This is a genomic window from Pandoraea sp. NE5 (assembly GCF_024363545.1).
GTDB classification, from domain to species: Bacteria; Pseudomonadota; Gammaproteobacteria; order Burkholderiales; family Burkholderiaceae; genus Pandoraea; species Pandoraea cepalis.
Map to the genome: position 1 here is coordinate 4,091,418 of NZ_AP025517.1, position 18,182 is coordinate 4,109,599.

Genomic DNA, 18,182 nt, shown 5'->3' on the forward strand with positions numbered 1-18,182 from the left:
ATGTCGACCGCCTGGCATGTCCCGGTGGCGTCTGCGGCGGACGCACATTCGACACGAGCCTGCGCCAGCGTTTCAAGGAGTCACAACATGAAAGTCAGAGCTAGGTCTGCCATGGTCCGGCCCACAAGGTGGGATCGTTTTCCGGACGAGCACGTCCCCGACAGTTACAAGCAACCCTCAGCGTCCCCCGCACTCGCGGCTTGCCCGGTGTGTCACGCCGTCTACCTGCGCGGGCATTGGCAATGGCGCGCCGTGCCGCCCGATGCGGCCACCGTCACTTGCTCGGCCTGTCATCGAAGCGCCGACGGCGTGCCCGCGGCCCGTCTGGTACTGGATGGCACCTTCGAGGCCGCGCATCGACAGGAAATTCTCGGTCTGGTGAATCACCGCGCGCAGCGGCTGCACCGGGAGCATCCGATGGAGCGCGTGATGGCGATCACGTCGGGCGAGGACGGTACGGCGATCACGACCACCGGAATGCACATTGCGCGCGATATCGGCAATGCCATTCACCATGCCTATGGCGGGAAGCTCGATCTCGACTACGGGCACGCGGAATCGGAACTTCACGTGCGCTGGCATCGATCCTGACGCAGGAGCCATCCCCATGCCGGTCATTCACGATTCGGCGTCGACGGTCAGCGATGCGGTGCTGGCGGATCGCTATCTTGCGCCGGGGGAGGCGGCGCGCGACGATGTCTTCCGACGGGTAGCGCGCGCGCTGGCCGAGGCCGAGCCACCGGATCGACGTGGCGATGCGGCACGGCACTTCTACGGCAACATGCTGCGGGGCGCGATCGGCGCGGGCCGGATCATGGCCAATGCGGGCACCGGCAAAAACGCCACGATGGTGAACTGCTTCGTGCACCCGATCGTCGGTCCGGACGTGCCCGTGGCGCGTCAGACCGACATCGCGCGCGCGCTCGCGCAGGCCACGACGACCCTGCGCATGGGCGGTGGTGTCGGGTACGACTTCTCGTCAGTGGCGCCCGCCGACGCACTGGTGTGTGCGTCGGATCATGGCACGGGCGATGTTTGCGACGTTATCGATCGGTTCGATCTGGCCTGCCAATCGTTGGCCTTGACCGATACGCGCGGCGGCGCGCAGATGGCGGTGTTGCGCTGCGATCACCCCGATCTGGACGAATTCATCAATGCCAAGCGCGGACGCCGGCGCTGGGCGACATTGAATGTGTCGGTGGCGGCGACCGCCGAGTTCATGCACGCCGTTGCCCGCGATACCGAGTGGCGGCTTCAGCATCGTGCGGCCCCCAATCGGCAACGACTGGCGGCGGGCGCGCATTTGCTCGATAACGGCAACTGGTGCTACGCCAGGGTCCCCGCACGGCAATTGTGGGCGCGGATCGTCGACGCGGCCCACGGAAGCGCCGAGCCGGGCTTGCTGTTCATCGACACGATCCGTGAATCCAATGACCTTGCCGACATCGAATCGATTGCCGCGACGAATCCATGCGGTGAACAACCGCTCCCGGCGTGGGGGAGTTGCGTGCTCGGTCCGATCGATCTGTCGCGGCGAGTCAGGCATCCGTTCGGCGTGGGGGGAATGCCGACGTTCGACTTTGCGGGTCTGGCACGGCTCGTCCATGTCCAGGTCAGAATGCTCGATAACGCAATCGACGTCACGCGATGGCCGTTACCGGAGCATGGACACGAAGCCCGAAGCAAGCGAAGGATCGGTGTGGGCGTCACAGGGCTGGCCGATGCGCTGACGATGATGCGTGTGCGTTACGACGCGCCGCAGGGCAGGGACCTCGCCAGCGCCATCGGGCGATGCCTGCGCGACAACGCTTATGCGGCGTCGGCGGCATTGGCGCGCGAGCGCGGGGCGTATCCGCTGTTCAGCGGCGAGCGCAGCCTGTCGACGGGAAGCTTTGCGTCGGCGTTGCCGGATGCCGTGCGCGCCGAGATTGCGCGTTATGGGCTGCGCAATAGCCATCTGCTGTCGATAGCCCCCACAGGCAGCGTCAGTCTGGCGTTCGGCGGCAACTGCTCAAGCGGTATCGAGCCGGCCTTCGCCTTGGCGTACCAGCGTCAGTTGCGCTTGCGGCATCAGGCACCGCGCGCATACCGTATCGAGAATCACGCCTACCGACGCTTCCGTGCCTTGTGTGGCGAGTCGGCGGCTTTGCCGGACTACTTCGTCACGGCCAGTCAGGTGAGCGGCGACGATCACCTGCGCATGGTGGCGGCAATACAACCGTTCATCGATGCCGGCATCTCGAAGACGGTGCTGGTCGCCAGCGGGGTGTCACGCGAGCGCGTCGGAGATCTGCTCTATCGTGCGTGGCAATTCGGACTCAAAGGCGTGACGATTTTCCGGCCTGAGCCTGGTGCGGACGAGGTGCTTTCGGTGTTGCCGGCGTCGGCAGGGCGCCCGACATGCTTTTGCTGAGCGACACTGAATGAACCGAATGCGCTAACGGTGCAATCCGCGGCCCGGAGCCCGCTGCGGCTTCGCCGCTCGTTGACCCGTATCAAGGCCGACCGAGATCGACTGCCTATGCTCGAAGCAGCCGGGCATGACCGCCCGCCATCGGTCTTTCGAGGGTTCCCACGATGAATGAGGCCAAGCTTCCTGCGTACGCCGTCGTGCGCAATGCATCTCCTGTTCCGCTCGCCAGTGAGTCACTGCCGCTCATAACGCTGCCGCCGCCGAGTCTCGAAGGCGGCGCCAGCTTGATGATGTCACTGGCACGTCGCAAGAGCGTGCGAGACTTTGCGCCGACCGCGCTTTCCCGCCAGCAACTCGGCGATCTGCTGTGGGCGGCGGACGGCGTCAATCGCGCTGATACCGGCGGGCGCACTGCGCCGTCGGCGCGCGGCGTGAACGAGATCGACGTGTACGTCGCCCTGCCCGAGGGCGTGTATCGCTATGACCCGGCGTCGCACCAACTGCACCTCAAGCATGCCGTCGATGCGCGCAATCTCACCGGCTACCAGGACTTTGTCGGTCAGGCGCCGCTCGATCTGGTGTACGTAGTCAATCACGCCCGCGCCGACGCGTTTCCTCAGTCACAACGGGATTCGTTCGCCGGCATCGCCGTGGGCGCGATTGCGCAGAACGTGTCGCTGTACTGTGCGTCAGCCGGACTGGCGTGCGTCGTGCGCGGTTGGTTGAATCATCGAATGCTGGCCAACGCCATGTCGCTCAACGAAGACGAGATACCGGTGCTGGCCCAGACGGTGGGCCATCCGAGGGTGACGGGATAACGCAATCCGTGTCGCTGGCGTTGCTGGGCGGGGAAGCGGCGAGCGGATGCGTTTGACATCGGTCAACACGGCGCATGCGCCAGCGACCATGCTTGGCTCATGGCAGTCGCACACCTTGGCCGGGAGACATCCCACGAGCTGCCATGCACCTTTGCGAGAGCCGTCATGTCAAAAAACATCGTCAAAGTTATCGAAGTGCTCGCCGAATCCCCCAAGAGTTGGGAGGATGCGGCGACGAAAGCCGTCGCCGCGGCCCAAAAGTCCCTTCGCGATGTCAAATCCATCTACATCGAGGACTTTTCGGCCGAGGTGGCCGACGGCAAGATCGTCAACTATCGAATCACCGCAAAGCTGAGTTTCAAACTCGAGTAGTGGCAGGGCGAGCTTGCCTGGACGACCTCCGGCCTCACGCTGCCAGCCTTTTATCCCCAACCAGATAGGGGCGCTCGGTGATTCGCTGCGCTGCGGAGGCGGGCGCGGGCGCGATCTGGAACTCGGTTACGGCCTCTTGCAGGCGCGTTGCCTGCTCCTCCATGGACGAGGCGGCGGCGGCAGCCTCTTCGACCAGGGCGGCATTCTGTTGCGTCACCTCATCCATCTGCGTAACGGCACGGTTGACCTGTTCGATGCCCCGGCTTTGCTCGCTGGAGGCGGCGGAGATCTCGCCCATGATGTCGGTGACTCGCTTCACTGCCTGGACGATGTCCGTCATGGTCTGGCCCGCTTGCCCGACCAGCACCGAGCCTTCGCGGACTTGCTGAGCGGAACTCTCGATCAACGCCTTGATTTCCTTGGCGGCGGCAGCGCTGCGCTGGGCGAGGGTTCGGACTTCGCCGGCCACCACGGCGAAGCCGCGGCCTTGCTCGCCGGCGCGCGCCGCTTCCACGGCGGCATTCAGGGCAAGAATGTTCGTCTGGAACGCGATGCCGTCGATCACGCTGATGATGTCGACGACCTTGCCCGAACTGTCCGAGATGCCGTGCATCGTGCCGACGACCTGTCCGACGACATTTCCGCCGCGCTCTGCGATTTCCGAGGCATTCACCGCCAGCGCGCTGGCCTGCCGCGCATTGTCGGCATTCTGTTTGACCGTGGCGGTGAGTTGCTCCATGGACGATGCCGTTTCCTCCAACGACGCCGCCTGTTCTTCGGTACGCGCCGACAGATCGGTGTTGCCGGCGGCGATCTGGCGTGCGGCCGACGTGATCGATTCGGTACCGCCGCGAATACGGTCGACCGTGGACGAGAGGCTTTCCTGCATGGCGCGCATGGCGGCAAGCAGGCTGGTGGTATCGCCGGGCTGCGTTTCGATCGTCATGGCAAGATCGCCCTGGGCAATGCGCCCGGCAATCTCAACGGCGTAGTGCGGCTCTCCGCCCAGGCTCTTCTTGATGTTGCGAATGATCAACAACATCGCCGCCGAGACAATGGCGCCGAGCACGACCAGCAGTCCGGCCCATTCGGCGAGAGAGCGGTAAAAGGCGTCGTTGATGTCGTCGGTGTAGACCCCGCCTGTAATGCACCAGTCCCACGGCGCGAAGTATCCGACACGGCTGATCTTGCCAACCGGCTTATCGTGACCAGGCTTGGGCCATTGGTAAGTAAAGTACCCCCCTCCGGCCCGGCCGACGTTGGAGATCTCCCGGAACACGTATTGGCCCGACGAATCTTTGAAGTCGGAGAGGTTCTTGCCATCCAATTCCGGCTTGATGGGATGCATCACCACGTTGGCGTGGGTGTCGGAAATGGAGAGGTAGCCACTGTCGCCAAAGCGCATGGCGCGCACTTCGGCGATCGCATCGCGCTGCGCTTCGGCTTTGGTGAGCGTGCCTTTGTCGGCAGCATCTGCATATCTTTTGATCACGCTGGTCGCGGAATCCACGACGTTCTTGAGGCCGAGTTCGCGCTCCGCGAACATGGTCTGACGCGTGTTGATCGAGCCCCAGGCGCAAATGACCAGGAGGCTGATCCACATCAGGCCCAAGGCCAACAACAGTTTGGTGTTCAGGGTAAAACGGTGCACGACTACCTCCAGGACTGGCAGTGGGGGACAAGAGGTTGACTTTGGGAGCGCGGCATCGCGATGGCGCGCCACGAATGGCGGACGCTTTGCAAGTCAGTTGGCCGACACTCTATCGACAGGTGACGCAAACGTCTGCGGGTGTTTTCGCTCATAGACTGAATTGCCGGGGGCGCGGACATCGCCTAAACGCGTGGCGATGTCCGTTCACGAACACGCCAGATTGGCAAGACGACGCATGGACTGGATAGGTCAGTCAACCGTCTGCGGACTTTTGGGGGGATAGGCTGACGTCGGCGCGCTATCGCTGCTTTCTACACTCAGGTCGATCTTCATCGCCGTTAGGCGTAGGAGAAGAGCAAACGCGTTCGGCGCCTGCGTTCGTCGGCGATCTTGGTTCGGCGTCACGCCTGCGTTGCCTGGTTCCGCAACCATTCGAGAAATGCAGCAACCGCCGGTCGCTTCGCATGGCGCACAGGATAGACGGCAAAATGCGCGTGGACGCTGATGCACATGTCGATACCGAAAACGGGTTTGAGCTTTCGTTCCTTGATATGCCGCCCCGCGATAGTCGTGCTCTCCAACGCGACACCGAGACCCTGGGTCGCCGCGTCCAACGACATTTGAGCTCTGTCAAAACGCACGGGAAATTGATCCGGTGCTCGCGCGGACGAGAACGCCCCGAACCAGTCCGACCATTGAACAATGCTTACATTGCTTCGAATGAGTCTGGTGCCCAACAGATCCTCCGGCTTTCGAAGTCGGTATTCCCGAATGAATTGCGGACTGGCGAGCGGAACGACTCGCTCGGTAAACAGCGGTTCGACCTGTAACCCAGGCCAATTCGGCACGCCATATCGTATGTCGATGTCGACTTCGCCGAGTTCAAAGTTGCTTGGCGTATGCGCCGCGGACAGATTGAAGGAAATCTCGGGGTAGGCCTTTGCAAATCCATTCAGCCTCGACATCAGCCATAGGCTGGCGATGCTCGGTGCCGAGTGAATATAGAGACTGTTGCTCACACCCTGCCTTACATCCATCGACGCTGCGGTGATGGCCGATAGCGCCCCTTGAATCCGCGCCAGATAGCTTTCGCCTGCCGTGCTGATATGAACGCCGTGCGCGCTCCTTTCAAACAACCGAACGCCCAAATACGCTTCCAGCCGCGCCACCTGGTGGCTCACGGCAGACGCCGTGAGGTGTAGTTCCGCTGCCGCCAGGGCAAAGCTCTTGCGTCGGGCGACAGCCTCGAATGCCTGAAGGTTGGTGACCGGGGGAAGGGCGGTCATGTCGAAGGTCACCTCTAAGATGATGAAACATCACTTTAGCATGATGATACTTCGCTTGTCGTCAGCTCACGATGGAACGAATATTCCAGCACAAATCAAGAAAAAGAGTTGGAGACATGCGGCAGGGCAGTCATGGCCCGTGCAGCAAGCGCAGCATGTTCGCATTGTCTCCAGCGCGCTTTTTCAGGCACGAACTTTACTGGAGACGTGTTTTATGCTGCTGAAAGACAAAGTCGCCGTCATCACCGGCGCAGCGGGCATCAATGGCCTGGGGTTTGCCACGGCACGCTTGATGGCGTCCCACGGCGCAAAAGTGGTTTTACTCGATCTGGCGCAGGCCGAGCCTGAAGCCGCCGCATCCCGCCTTGGCGACGAGCATCTCGGAATGGCGGTGGATGTGACCGACAAAGCCTCGTGCGACGCCGCCATCTTGGCCGCCCGTGAACGATTTGGCCGCATTGACATTCTGGTGAACAACGCGGGTATCACCCAGCCGGCGCGAACCGTCGATATCACCGGAAGCGACTACGACCGCATTCTCGACGTCAGCCTTCGGGGCACGCTGTATATGTCCCAAGCCGTCATCCCCACAATGAAAGCGCAGAAAAGCGGCTCCATCATTTGCATCTCGTCCGTGTCAGCGCAGCGCGGCGGCGGGATCCTGGGGGGCCTCACTATTCCGCGGCCAAGGCGGGAGTTCTCGGCTTGGCACGCGCAATGGCGCGCGAGCTGGGTCCCGACGGTATTCGCGTCAACAGTGTTACGCCCGGTCTGATCGGGACCGACATCATCAAAGGCAAGTTGACCGAGGAGAAGAAGTCGGAAATCGCGGAGACGATTCCGCTGGCTCGCCTCGGGCGCGCGGAGGATATCGGCGGCGCGTGCATCTTCCTCGCGAGCGACCTCTCGTTGTACTGCACCGGCATCACGCTCGACGTGAACGGAGGCATGTTGATTCACTAAACCGGGACGATCCGGCGCTGACTATATCTATCAAGGAGACTGCCATGAACAAACCGGAGAACACCAAGAAGGGCTATTCGCGACGTCAAGTCCTGGCGATGGGAGCGGCGCTCCCCCTGTTTTCCATTGCCACGCGGCCGGCCAATGCCGCCGAATTTACGTACAAGTTTGCGACTGGCCAAGATCCGACGCACCCCGTCAATAAGCGGGCCCAGGAAGCGATCGACCGAATTCGGAACGCGACGGACGGGCGCCTGGAAATCAAGCTGTTTCCCTCCAACCAATTGGGATCCGATACCGATCTGATGTCACAGATTCGCAATGGCGGCGTCGAATTCTTTAATCAAGCCAGTGTGGTTCTGTCGACTCTGGTACCGGCGGCGGGCATTGTGAACGCAGGCTTCGCCTTCCATGACTATAACGAGGTCTGGAAGGCGATGGACGGCCCGCTCGGTGCCTATGTTCGTGCGCAAATCGAAAAGGTCGGCTTGGTCGCGGTGTCAAAACCGTGGGACAACGGATTCCGTCAAATCACGACCTCCACCCGAGCCGTCAAGACCCCCGTGGACCTGAAGGGCCTGAAGCTTCGCGTGCCGGCCGCGCCCATGCTGACATCGCTCTTCTCCGCATTGGGCGCAAGCCCTACCCCGATCAACTTCAACGAAGTGTATTCGGCGCTGCAAACGAAACTCGTTGAAGGCCAGGAGAACCCACTGGCCATTATCACGACGGCGCGACTCTACGAAGTTCAGAAGTACTGCACCATGTCGAACCACGTGTGGGATGCCTATTGGATCTTGGGGAATCGTCGCGCGTTCGAACGGCTACCGAAGAATATTCAGGAGATCGTGCGGCGCGAACTTGACAAAGCCGCGACCGACGAGCGGGCGGATATCGCTTCACTCAGTGTGTCTGCACGCACCGACCTTTCGTCGAAAGGGATTCAAATCATCGAGCCGGACAAGCAGGCGTTCAAAGAGGCCTTGATAAAAGCGAACTTCTACAAGGATCTGCGCGCCAAGTTCGGTGATGACGCATGGAAGTTGCTGCAGAACAGCGTTGGGGGTTTGGGATGAGCACGATCTCCATGGGGCCGCCTATCGCCGGGAGACAATCTCTCTCGCTGAGGCTAGAGAAGTGGCTAGGGTATGCCGTCGAGATTCCCGCTGCGGCACTGGTCGTGGGTGAAGTGGTGGTGCTTTTTGTCGGCGTCATTTCACGCTTCGTCTTCGACAACCCGATCCCGTGGACCGACGAGTTCGCATCGATCCTCTTTCTTTGGCTGGCCAATCTGGGGGCCGCCGTGGCATTGCGCCGAGGCACGCACATGCGCACGACGGTGATCGTGGGTCGGCTGGGCGGCCGGGCAAGGGCATGGGCGGAGGCATTGGCCATCGCGGCGCCCTGCGTCATGTTGCTTCTGCTGATCGGACCGATGATCGAGTACGCGCAAGGCGAATGGTTCGTGCAGACGCCTGCACTGGGATGGCCCAACACGATACGTGCGGCGGCCGTGCCGGCGGGTGCGGTGCTCATGATCGGCATCTGCCTGCTTCGTCTCGCGCGCCAGCGATTGATCGACTTCGTTGGGGTCACGCTGTGTATCGCTGCATTTTCGGCCGCGCTTTACTTCAGTTCGGACTGGCTGATGAGCATCGGGAACTGGAATCTTCTTATCTTCTTCGGTCTAGTGCTCGCGGTGTCGGTGCTGCTTGGGGTACCGATCGCTTTCTGCTTCGGACTGGCGACGGTCGCATTCCTGCTCACTGTGACTGACAGCCCGCTGGCTGTGGTGGCCGGGCGAGTGGACGAAGGCATGAGTTCGTTGATTCTTCTCGCCGTGCCGCTATTCATCTTGCTCGGCCATCTGGTGGAAATGACGGGGATGGCCAAAGCGATGGTCGATTTCCTCGCCTCTTTGCTCGGGCACGTGCGCGGTGGTTTGAACTATGTGCTTCTTGGCGCGATGCTGCTCGTCTCGGGAATTTCCGGGGCGAAGACCGCGGACATGGCCGCAGTCGCTCCCGTGCTTCTCCCTGAAATGAAGCGCCGAGGGAATGACGAAGGTGAGCTCATCTCGCTGCTGGCCGCTTCGGGCGCGATGGCCGAGACGATTCCGCCTTCACTGGTCCTCATCACGATTGGCTCGGTTGCCGGCGTCTCGATTTCTGCGCTATTCACCGGTGGCATCCTGCCGGGTGTCGTGCTCGCTCTCTTGCTGGCACTGATCACACGTTATCGGAGCGCAGAGGTCACGGAGGGATTCAAACGAGCGCCGGCGAAAGTGGTCCTTCGCTCGTTGGTCGTTGCGCTTCCAGCGCTTGTTCTACCGATACTTATCCGTACCGCGGTTGTCGAGGGCGTCGCTACCGCCACCGAAGTTTCAACGATCGGCATCGCTTACGCGGTTGTCGCGGGATTGCTCGTCTATCGCAAGTTCGATTGGCGACGCCTGTATCCGATGTTGGTCGACACTGCGGCGTTGGCGGGCGCCATTCTGTTCATCATTGGCACCGCGACGGGGATGTCCTGGGCATTGACGCAGTCAGGGTTCTCGCACAGCTTGGCCGAAGCCATGACGAGCGTGCCCGGCGGGAAATACGGTTTCCTCCTCGTTTCTATTGCTGCGTTCGTGGTTTTGGGAAGTGTGTTGGAGGGCATTCCCGCGATGGTGCTCTTTGCGCCGCTCCTCTTCCCGGTCGCCAGAGCCGTCGGCGTCCACGAGGTCCACTACGCGATGGTCGTGATCCTATCCATGGGCATTGGCTTGTTTGCTCCGCCGTTCGGCCTCGGCTACTACGCCGCATGCACGATCGGGCGCGTTCATCCGGATGTTGCCGTCAAACGGATCTGGCCGTATTTGGGCGCGCTATTACTCGGACTACTTGTCGTGGCGTTTGTGCCTTGGTTCTCCACGGGCTTCCTGTAATCGACGACCGAAACTGCAATCTCAGTACTCAAGGAATACGTATGTCTGAAACTTTGGCGAACCTGCGCGAGAGCGCATATCGAATCCGTCGCTTCGCGTTACGCATGGGCGAAGTGCAGGGGCAAGGCTATATCGGTCAGGCTCTGGGCTGGGCAGACGTATTGGCAGTCGCCTACCGACATGCCATGAACCTGCGCCCGGCTGAGCCGGAGTGGGAGGGCCGAGACCGCTTTCTGTTATCCCACGGGCATTACGCGATTGCACAATACGCTGCCCTGATCGAGGCCGGCATCCTGCCCGAAAGTGAGCTCGAAACTTACGGGAGCGATGACAGCCGTCTGCCGATGTCGGGCATGGCGACCTATACGCCCGGCATGGAAATCTCTGGCGGGTCCTTGGGCCAAGGGCTGGCGATCGCCGTCGGCATGGCGTTGGCACTGCGGCACAAAGGCAACTCGGCGTTTGTATACAACTCGATGTCGGATGGCGAACTGGACGAGGGTGCAACGTGGGAAGCCGCGATGGGTGCGGCCCATCAGCATCTCGCCAATCTGATTTGCCTCGTAGACATCAACAATCAGCAAGCCGACGGCCCCTCGGGCAAGGTGATGGGGTTTGAGCCGTTGGCGGACAAATGGGCCTCGTTCGGATGGCATGTGCAACGCGTCGACGGCAACGACCTGGCCGCCGTGACACGCGCATTCGATGCCGCGCGTCAGGTCACGGAGCCGAAGCCTCGCGTGATCCTATTCGACACGCTGATGGGGCGAGGGGTACCGTTTCTGGAGCAGCGCGAGAAGAACCACTTCATTCGTGTGGACGCACCGGAATGGCAACAAGCCCTGAACGTTCTGGACCAGTCATTCAGTCAAGGAAACCAAGCATGAATACCGTCGCCGAGAAGAAGCCGCGTCTGACGACGTCGGCGATGATCGCGTCGATTGCAGCAGAAGGCCAGCGCGTGAAGGCTGCGCCGTTTGGTAAGGCGTTGGTGGAATACGCCGCCGATCGCCCCAACATCGTAGGCCTGACGGCCGATCTGGGGAAATACACGGACCTGCACTTATTTCAAGCTGCCTATCCCGAGCGATTCTTTCAAATGGGCATGGCGGAGCAACTGCTCATGGCCGCCGCAGGGGGCATGGCCAAGGAAGGGTTGATCCCGTTCGCCACCACATATGCGGTATTTGCGACGCGACGCGCATACGACTTCATCCATCAAGTGATTGCCGAGGAAAATCTCAACGTAAAAATCTGCTGTGCGCTTCCCGGCTTGACGACCGGCTACGGGCCAAGCCACCAGGCCACGGACGATATTGCCATGATGCGCGCAGTCCCCGGGCTGACCATCGTCGACCCGTGCGATGCCTTGGATCTCGAGCAGGCTGTTCCACAAATTGCAGAACATCCGGGGCCAGTCTACATGCGATTGTCGCGCGGCAACGTGCCGCTCGTCCTCGATGAATACGACTACATATTCGAGTTGGGCAAGGCAAAGCGGCTTCGTGACGGTAACGACGTTCTTGTCATTTCGAGCGGGTTCATGACCATGAGAGCGCTCGAAGTCGCGAAGGCGTTGGAAGCCGACAATATCGGCGTTGCGGTCTTGCACTGCCCGACCATCAAGCCACTTGACGAAGCCAGCATTGTCGCAGAGGTCACGAGGAAGAATCGCTTGGTCGTCGTAGCGGAAAATCACTCCGTGGTAGGTGGGTTGGGTGAAGCGGTGGCCGGGACGCTTTTACGCAAGGGGGCGCACCCGCCCGGATTCCAGTTGGCCGGTCTTCCCGACGCATTTCTGGACGCCGGAGCGCTACCGACCTTGCACGACCGTTACGGCATCAGTGTGGAGACATTGAGCGCTCGAATCAAAGGCTGGTTGAAATAGCGAATAGTCTGGGGGCGAGTGCTTCGACGCTCCCCCTGATTGTGCCGCACGAGGCGTTGGCGTCGAATGCGTTCAACACGAGGTTCCCGAAGGCGTCACGAATTACGCCGACGGGCATTCCGCCGTGGGCAGGCTGAGTCGGCGAGGGCTACCGCATTACTTCGCGATCGCGCCGCTCAGCAGATGCGCCTGGGCATAAGGAAACACGATGTCCGGATTCGGACGAATCAGCTTCGTGTCCTTGCCGGCGTAGTGCAGGCGCGTGAGCAGGTCCTTGATGACATTGAGGCGCGCGACCCGCTTGTCGTCGGCGCTGACCACATTCCACGGCACGCTGTCGTTCGTACGGGAGAACATCTCGTTTCTCGCCTTGCTGTATTTCTTCCACAGCGCTACCGCTTGTTCATCGATGGGGCTGACCTTCCACTGCTTGAGGGGGTCCCGACGCCGCGACGCAATGCGCCGCTGCTGCTCGTCCTTGGTGATGTCGAGGTAATACTTGATAAGGCGTATTCCCGAGCGCACCAGCATGCCTTCAAATGCCCCGACGCTCGACATGAATTCTTCATGCTCCGTCTTGGTGCAAAACCCCATGACGTGCTCGACGCCTGCGCGGTTGTACCAACTGCGATTGAACAGCGTGAATTCGCCGGGGGCGGGGAGTTCGGCAACGTACCGCTGGAAGTACCACGAGCCACGTTCGCGGTCGGAGGGCTTTCCAAGCGCGACCACGCGTGTCTCCCGCGGGCTCAGATGTTCGACGATCCGTTTGATGGTGCCGTCCTTCCCGGAGGCGTCGCGCCCCTCAAAGATCACCAGAATTCTTTCGTTCACATGACTGAGGAAGTGCCGCTGCAGCTTGACCAGTTCAATTTGCAGCAAACGCAGCTCCCGCTCGTAGTCGTCCGCCGTGACGGAACTGACCTCCGCCTCGTCAGGATGATCGCGTGTCTTCGTCTTCATGCGGGTGCCCCGATTCGCGCTGCACGGACACCACGGGCCCCGACGGCCTCGTGGGCGATAACTGAGTCACCTTTTCGGACAGCAGGAGCTCAAGCTCGCTGCGGCCTACGACTTCCTGGACAAGGAGGCGTTTAGCCAACGCGTCGAGCTTGGGGCGACAGGCCTGAAGCGTTTGTCGCACCCGGGCGCTGGCCTGCGCCAGAATCGTCCGAACCTCCGCGTCGATCAGTCGCGCGGTTTCCTCGCTGCACGCCCTGCGCTCGTGCGGCATCATGCCGATGCCGTTGAAGAGCGGATTCGGCATATCCTCGTAAGTGGCCAGCCCAAGCGGCTCGCTCATGCCGAACTGGGTAATCATCTGGCGCGCAATATCCGTCGCGCGCTGTAGATCGTTCTGGGCCCCGGTGGACACGTCGCCGAAAACAATCTGCTCAGCCATGCGCCCGCCGAGCAGCACGTCGAGCCGGTCGAGCAGCTCACTTTGCTTGAGCAGATAGCGATCCTCGGTAGGTGTCTGCTGGGTATAGCCGAGCGCCGACACGCCACGTGGAATGATGGACACCTTCGACACGCGGTCGGCATGGGGGCGCATTTCCGCCACAATGGCGTGACCGGCTTCGTGGTAAGCGATGGTCTCCTTCTCCTGGGCGTTCATCACGCGATTTTTCTTTTCCAGGCCACCGACGATGCGGTCCAGCGCCTCGTCGAAGTCGACCATTTCTACGGCATCCTTGCCCTTGCGCGCGGCCAGCAGCGCGGCCTCGTTGACAAGGTTGGCGAGTTCGGCGCCAGCGAAGCCGGGGGTGCGCGCCGCGAGCACGGACAACTCGACGGTGGGCGCCAGGACGACGTGCCTGACGTGAACCTTGAGAATTTCCTCGCGACCCTTGAGGTCGGGGCGGTCCAGCGCAACATGGCGGTCAAAGCGCCCGGGGCGCAACAGCGCCGGGTCCAGAATCTCGGGCCGGTTGGTTGCCGCCATGATGATGACGCCCTTGTTGGTATCGAAGCCATCCATCTCGACCAACAACTGGTTCAGCGTCTGTTCGCGTTCGTCGTTGCCCGTAAAAGTGCCAAGGGCACGGGTCTTGCCGAGCGCGTCGAGTTCATCGATGAAGATGATGCAGGGGGCCTTGGTTTCGGCCTGGTTGAAGAGGTCACGAACTCGCGCCGCCCCGACGCCGACAAACATCTCCACGAACTCCGAGCCACTGATGCTGAAGAACGGGACCGCCGCCTCGCCCGCGACCGCCTTGGCCAGAAGTGTCTTGCCGGTGCCGGGGGCGCCAAGCAGCAACACCCCCTTGGGAATCTTGCCTCCGAGGCGCCGGTAGCGGTCGGGATCTTTCAGGAAGTTGACGATTTCGGCGAGTTCGTCCTTCGCTTCGTCGATGCCGGCGACATCGGCGAAAGTCACGCCAGTCTCTTGCTGCATGTAGACCTTGGCCTTGCTCTTTCCGATCTCCATCATGCCCCCCGCGGCGCCGCCGACGCGCTTGATGAGGAAGCTCCAGAAGGCAAAGAACAGCGCAGCGGGGACAATCCAGGACAGCACTGCGCCGATCCACTTGTTGTCGGCCTGGCCGACGAAGCGCACCTTTGCGGCTTCGAGTTCCTGGACCAAGGCGGGGTCATTGACGCGGATCGTCGAAAAGGCATGCTCGCCCTTTCCCTGATGCTGCATCGCGTCAGCCTGGGGTTTGGGGAGCAAATTCTCGATGCCGTCGGTATTGAGCGTCCCCGTGATGGCGCCTTCGCCGAGCGTAATGTTCTTGAGCTTACCCGCTTTCAAAAGCACCTTGAAATCGCTGTACGGCAGCGTCTCGACGTCCGAAGGGGAAATGAAACTCTGAAGGATCAGCATCGCCGTGACGGCCGCGAGCAGGTACCAAAGGGAAAACTGTTGGCGTGTTTCCATGGAATCCTTCCATCTTGCGGTCAGATTCATCATAGTCAGCGCGCCAAGCGCACCGCTTGACGGAGGTCAAGCCCCGATCTCGCCTGTCGCGGCGCATGTCGCCTGGCGTGGCTCACCTGGGGCACTCGCCGTCTCCGTCATGGAGATGCCGACGTTTGACACGCGTCAATGTGAGCGGGTGGGAAGCGGCGATAGTGAATAGGTTCGCCCCGGGAGGTCAACGTGAAATGGCATCTGGCCGTCAAAGGCTTGTTTCCGGCGCTGCTGCTTTGCCTGTGCCTTGGGGCAAGCGCCGAGGTGGCCATTCCCCCATTGACCGCCCGAGTCACCGACCTGACCGGTACATTGACCCGCGAACAGACGGCCGCCCTGGAGCAAAAGCTGCAAGCCTTCGAGGCCGCAAAGGGCAGTCAGATCGGGGTGTTGATGGTACCGACCACGCAATCCGAAGACATTGCGCAGTACTCCATCCGCGTCGTCGAACAATGGAAGCTCGGGCGCAAGGGCACGGATGACGGTGTGCTGCTGATTGTCGCCAAGGATGACCGGCGAGTGCGCATCGAGGTCGGCTACGGTCTCGAGGGCGTGCTCACCGACGCCATCAGCAACCGGATCATCAACGAGGACATCGTTCCACGCTTCCAGCAAGCCGACTTCTATGGCGGCGTGACCGCTGGCGTCGAACGCATCATGAGTGTTGTCAACGGCGAGCCTCTACCGCCGCCGAAGCGCGCCAGCGATGAGGGAAGCGGCTCGGTGCGCGCCTTCCTGCCCGTCCTTCTGGTGCTCACGCTCGTCCTCGGCGGCGTGCTTCGATCGATCCTCGGTCGTGGCCCCGGCGCCGTCGCCACGGGCGGTGTTGTCGGCGTCATCGGCTGGATTCTGTCGGGCACCATCGTCCTGGGTGTGCTCGCCGGCGCGATCGCACTTTTCTTTACGATGTTTGGCGGCTCCCATCTCGGTTTCAGGGGGATCGGCGGCATGGGCGGCTTCGGCGGGGCAGGGCGAGGTGGATTCGGTGGCGGCGGCGGTGGATTCGGCGGCGGCGGCGCCTCGGGGAAATGGTGATGCCAAACTTCCGGCGCATGGGGCGACACCTGCTGATGACGCATTGGAAAGTCGGGCAGGCCTTCCCGCGCAAGGCGCTGCAGGCGATCGAGCGGGCCATCTCGGCGAGCGAAGCCAGCCATATCGGTCAACTCTGCTTCGTCGTGGAGGGCGCGCTGAGCTGGGCCGGATTGCTCAAGGGGCTCACCGCCCGCGAACGTGCCATCGAAGTCTTCTCGCAACAACGCCTATGGGATACCGAACACAACAATGGCGTTCTGATTTACCTGCTACTGGCAGACCGCAGCGTCGAGATCGTGGCAGATCGCGGCATCCATCAAAAAGTCGGGGCGAGAGAGTGGAACGCCGTGTGCCGGCAGATGGAAGCCGCTTTTCGGAAAGGCGAATACGAAGCCGGGGTCATCGCCGGCGTCGAGTCCATTGGTCAGCATCTGCGGCAGCACTTCCCGACACGGGACGTCGGCACGAACGAGCTGAGCGACAAGCCGGTGGTGTTGTAACGGGGCGAGGGAGCGGCGTTATGCGCTCGGTTGACGCGGAAATAGCAAGCTGAAGGTGGTTTTGCCCTCCGCGCTCACGACCTCGACCTTGCCGCGGTGAAGTTCCACGATGGATTTGACGATCGCCAGGCCGAGCCCCGTGTTTTTCGCGGATCCGTGGCGAGACGGATCGACGCGATAGAAGCGCTCGAAGATTTTCTCGATATGCTCGGGGGCAATACACTCCCCGTGGTTCGTCACGCTGACGACGGTCTGGCGCGTGGATTCACGTGCACAAAGCGTAATCGCAGTGCCGGCAGCGGCATGCGTCAGTGCGTTTGACACAAGGTTGCTCACGGCACGGCGAAACATGCCCGCGTCCGCCCAGATGCGGGCGTCTGCCTCGACTGCGATGTCCACGCCAGCCTCCTCCGCCAACCCCTGAAAGTAAGACGCGAGCCTGCGCAGTTCGCTTTGCGCATCGAGCATGCCGAGCGCCAAGTGCTGTGTGGCATTGTCGGTGCGAGCGAGGAACAGCATATTCTCGGTCATGCGTTGGAGCCGCTCGCATTCTTCGATGTTGGAGTCGATCAGCGCCTCGTATTCTTCGATCGTGCGCGTGCGCGATAGCGTGATTTGCGACGAGCTGATGACATTGGCAAGTGGCGTGCGCATGTCGTGCGCGAGATCGGACGAGAATTGCGAAAGTCTCACAAACGCGCGCTCCAGCCGGTCCAGCATCCGATTGACAGAAAGTGCGATGTCCTGAAGTTCCAGCGGTGCGCCCCGAATGTCGAGTCGCTCGCCGAGGTTATGCGCTTCGATGCGAGAGGTCTGGCGACCGATGCTCCTGATCGGCCGGAACCCGCGTCGGGTAACGGCATACCCCAGTATGCCGACCAGCACCGCCCCGGCGGCCATCGCGAGAAGTACGTCAATGCGGTATCTGTCGAGGAGCGATCGGCGATCGGACGCGGCGCGCACGAGCGAGACACGAACCGTGTCGCCCCCCGGCAACACCTCCTGCCCGGTGATACATCGCGACAGGCCGATCCCCGCGGGCTCGCACGTATAGGCCACGCCAAACGCGCGGTGCGACGTCGCAACCGGCAACAGGTCCACCGCGTCCGCGTCTGAGTGTTCCACCAGCGGCGTGTTCTTCTCGTCAAAGATGCCGAGATAAACCCCGGGGTGAGACAGCAGCACCTCGTGGAAGAGCGTGGGATTGGACCGTATCGCAGCCATCGACCCCTGATCGCGAATGAGCTGGAGGAACTGGTTCAGCTTGCCGGTAATTTCGATGTCGTCGCGCCGCTGCAGCTCCGTTGCCAACGAATCATAGAGGAACGTGCCCACCAGGGCGAATACGGTAATGGCGACCGTCGAAAACGCCACCGTGAGACGCAGCAGCAGGGAGTAGGGTCTGCCGGCCAC

The 18,182-nt window shown here is 61.7% G+C and carries 15 protein-coding genes and 1 pseudogene; 11 read left to right on the plus strand and 5 right to left on the minus strand.

The window, feature by feature from the left end; genetic code table 11:
- Positions 1-87 precede the first annotated feature (87 nt).
- The 4 genes from PanNE5_RS18610 (at position 88) to PanNE5_RS18625 (ending at position 3,603) form a co-directional block, all read left to right on the plus strand.
- A complete protein-coding gene (locus PanNE5_RS18610) occupies positions 88-591 on the plus strand; it encodes a BCAM0308 family protein (RefSeq protein ID WP_026132038.1) in 504 nt (167 codons plus the stop codon).
- A gap of 16 nt (positions 592-607) precedes the next feature.
- Complete coding sequence (locus PanNE5_RS18615; protein WP_261938586.1) at positions 608-2,413, plus strand: adenosylcobalamin-dependent ribonucleoside-diphosphate reductase; 1,806 nt, start codon at positions 608-610, stop codon at positions 2,411-2,413.
- Between the two features lie 164 nt (positions 2,414-2,577).
- Positions 2,578-3,231: a nitroreductase family protein gene (locus tag PanNE5_RS18620; RefSeq protein ID WP_261938587.1), complete on the plus strand. Its 654-nt coding sequence runs from the start codon at positions 2,578-2,580 to the stop codon at positions 3,229-3,231.
- Positions 3,232-3,396: 165 nt separating this feature from the next.
- The gene (locus PanNE5_RS18625; RefSeq protein WP_017234467.1) at positions 3,397-3,603 is read left to right on the plus strand and encodes a dodecin family protein; all 207 of its coding nucleotides are present in this window, start codon (positions 3,397-3,399) and stop codon (positions 3,601-3,603) included.
- A 34-nt stretch (positions 3,604-3,637) separates the two neighbouring features.
- Here PanNE5_RS18625 and PanNE5_RS18630 read toward each other — a convergent pair whose 3' ends face one another.
- Positions 3,638-5,254 (minus strand): methyl-accepting chemotaxis protein, encoded by a 1,617-nt coding sequence (locus PanNE5_RS18630; protein WP_017234468.1) that lies wholly within the window; start codon positions 5,252-5,254, stop codon positions 3,638-3,640.
- Positions 5,255-5,655: 401 nt separating this feature from the next.
- Positions 5,656-6,540 carry a LysR substrate-binding domain-containing protein gene (locus PanNE5_RS18635; RefSeq protein WP_261938588.1) on the minus strand — a complete coding sequence of 295 codons (885 nt, stop codon included), beginning with the start codon at positions 6,538-6,540 and terminating at the stop codon, positions 5,656-5,658.
- Between the two features lie 214 nt (positions 6,541-6,754).
- On the opposite strand from PanNE5_RS18635, the pseudogene PanNE5_RS18640 reads away from it, so the two are divergent.
- From PanNE5_RS18640 to PanNE5_RS18660, 5 genes and pseudogenes are all read left to right on the plus strand, one after another.
- Positions 6,755-7,503: pseudogene (locus tag PanNE5_RS18640) on the plus strand (SDR family NAD(P)-dependent oxidoreductase).
- A gap of 44 nt (positions 7,504-7,547) precedes the next feature.
- The gene (locus tag PanNE5_RS18645; RefSeq protein WP_261938589.1) at positions 7,548-8,579 is read left to right on the plus strand and encodes a TRAP transporter substrate-binding protein; all 1,032 of its coding nucleotides are present in this window, start codon (positions 7,548-7,550) and stop codon (positions 8,577-8,579) included.
- Positions 8,576-10,432 carry a TRAP transporter large permease subunit gene (locus PanNE5_RS18650; protein WP_261939869.1) on the plus strand — a complete coding sequence of 619 codons (1,857 nt, stop codon included), beginning with the start codon at positions 8,576-8,578 and terminating at the stop codon, positions 10,430-10,432. Before PanNE5_RS18645 ends, PanNE5_RS18650 begins: the two co-directional genes overlap by 4 nt.
- Before the next feature lie 41 nt (positions 10,433-10,473).
- On the plus strand, positions 10,474-11,319 hold the full coding sequence (locus PanNE5_RS18655) for a transketolase (RefSeq protein ID WP_261938590.1): 846 nt from the start codon (positions 10,474-10,476) through the stop codon (positions 11,317-11,319).
- Positions 11,316-12,320, plus strand: a complete 1,005-nt coding sequence (locus PanNE5_RS18660; protein ID WP_261938591.1) for a transketolase family protein — start codon at positions 11,316-11,318, stop codon at positions 12,318-12,320. Before PanNE5_RS18655 ends, PanNE5_RS18660 begins: the two co-directional genes overlap by 4 nt.
- A gap of 156 nt (positions 12,321-12,476) precedes the next feature.
- On the opposite strand, the gene ppk2 is transcribed toward PanNE5_RS18660, so the two are convergent.
- Both ppk2 and ftsH read right to left on the minus strand, forming a co-directional pair.
- Positions 12,477-13,283: a polyphosphate kinase 2 gene (gene ppk2 / locus PanNE5_RS18665; protein ID WP_261938592.1), complete on the minus strand. Its 807-nt coding sequence runs from the start codon at positions 13,281-13,283 to the stop codon at positions 12,477-12,479.
- Complete coding sequence (gene ftsH / locus PanNE5_RS18670) at positions 13,255-15,201, minus strand: ATP-dependent zinc metalloprotease FtsH (protein ID WP_017234470.1); 1,947 nt, start codon at positions 15,199-15,201, stop codon at positions 13,255-13,257. Before ftsH ends, ppk2 begins: the two co-directional genes overlap by 29 nt.
- A 222-nt stretch (positions 15,202-15,423) precedes the next feature.
- On the opposite strand from ftsH, the gene PanNE5_RS18675 reads away from it, so the two are divergent.
- Together PanNE5_RS18675 and PanNE5_RS18680 are read left to right on the plus strand one after the other, a co-directional pair.
- Positions 15,424-16,269 (plus strand): TPM domain-containing protein, encoded by an 846-nt coding sequence (locus tag PanNE5_RS18675; RefSeq protein ID WP_261938593.1) that lies wholly within the window; start codon positions 15,424-15,426, stop codon positions 16,267-16,269.
- Positions 16,263-16,769 carry a TPM domain-containing protein gene (locus PanNE5_RS18680; RefSeq protein WP_261938594.1) on the plus strand — a complete coding sequence of 169 codons (507 nt, stop codon included), beginning with the start codon at positions 16,263-16,265 and terminating at the stop codon, positions 16,767-16,769. The genes PanNE5_RS18675 and PanNE5_RS18680 overlap by 7 nt, the downstream gene beginning before the upstream one ends.
- 18 nt (positions 16,770-16,787) lie before the next feature.
- Here the strand turns inward: PanNE5_RS18680 and PanNE5_RS18685 are convergent, their stop codons facing one another.
- Positions 16,788-18,182: a heavy metal sensor histidine kinase gene (locus tag PanNE5_RS18685; RefSeq protein WP_261938595.1), complete on the minus strand. Its 1,395-nt coding sequence runs from the start codon at positions 18,180-18,182 to the stop codon at positions 16,788-16,790.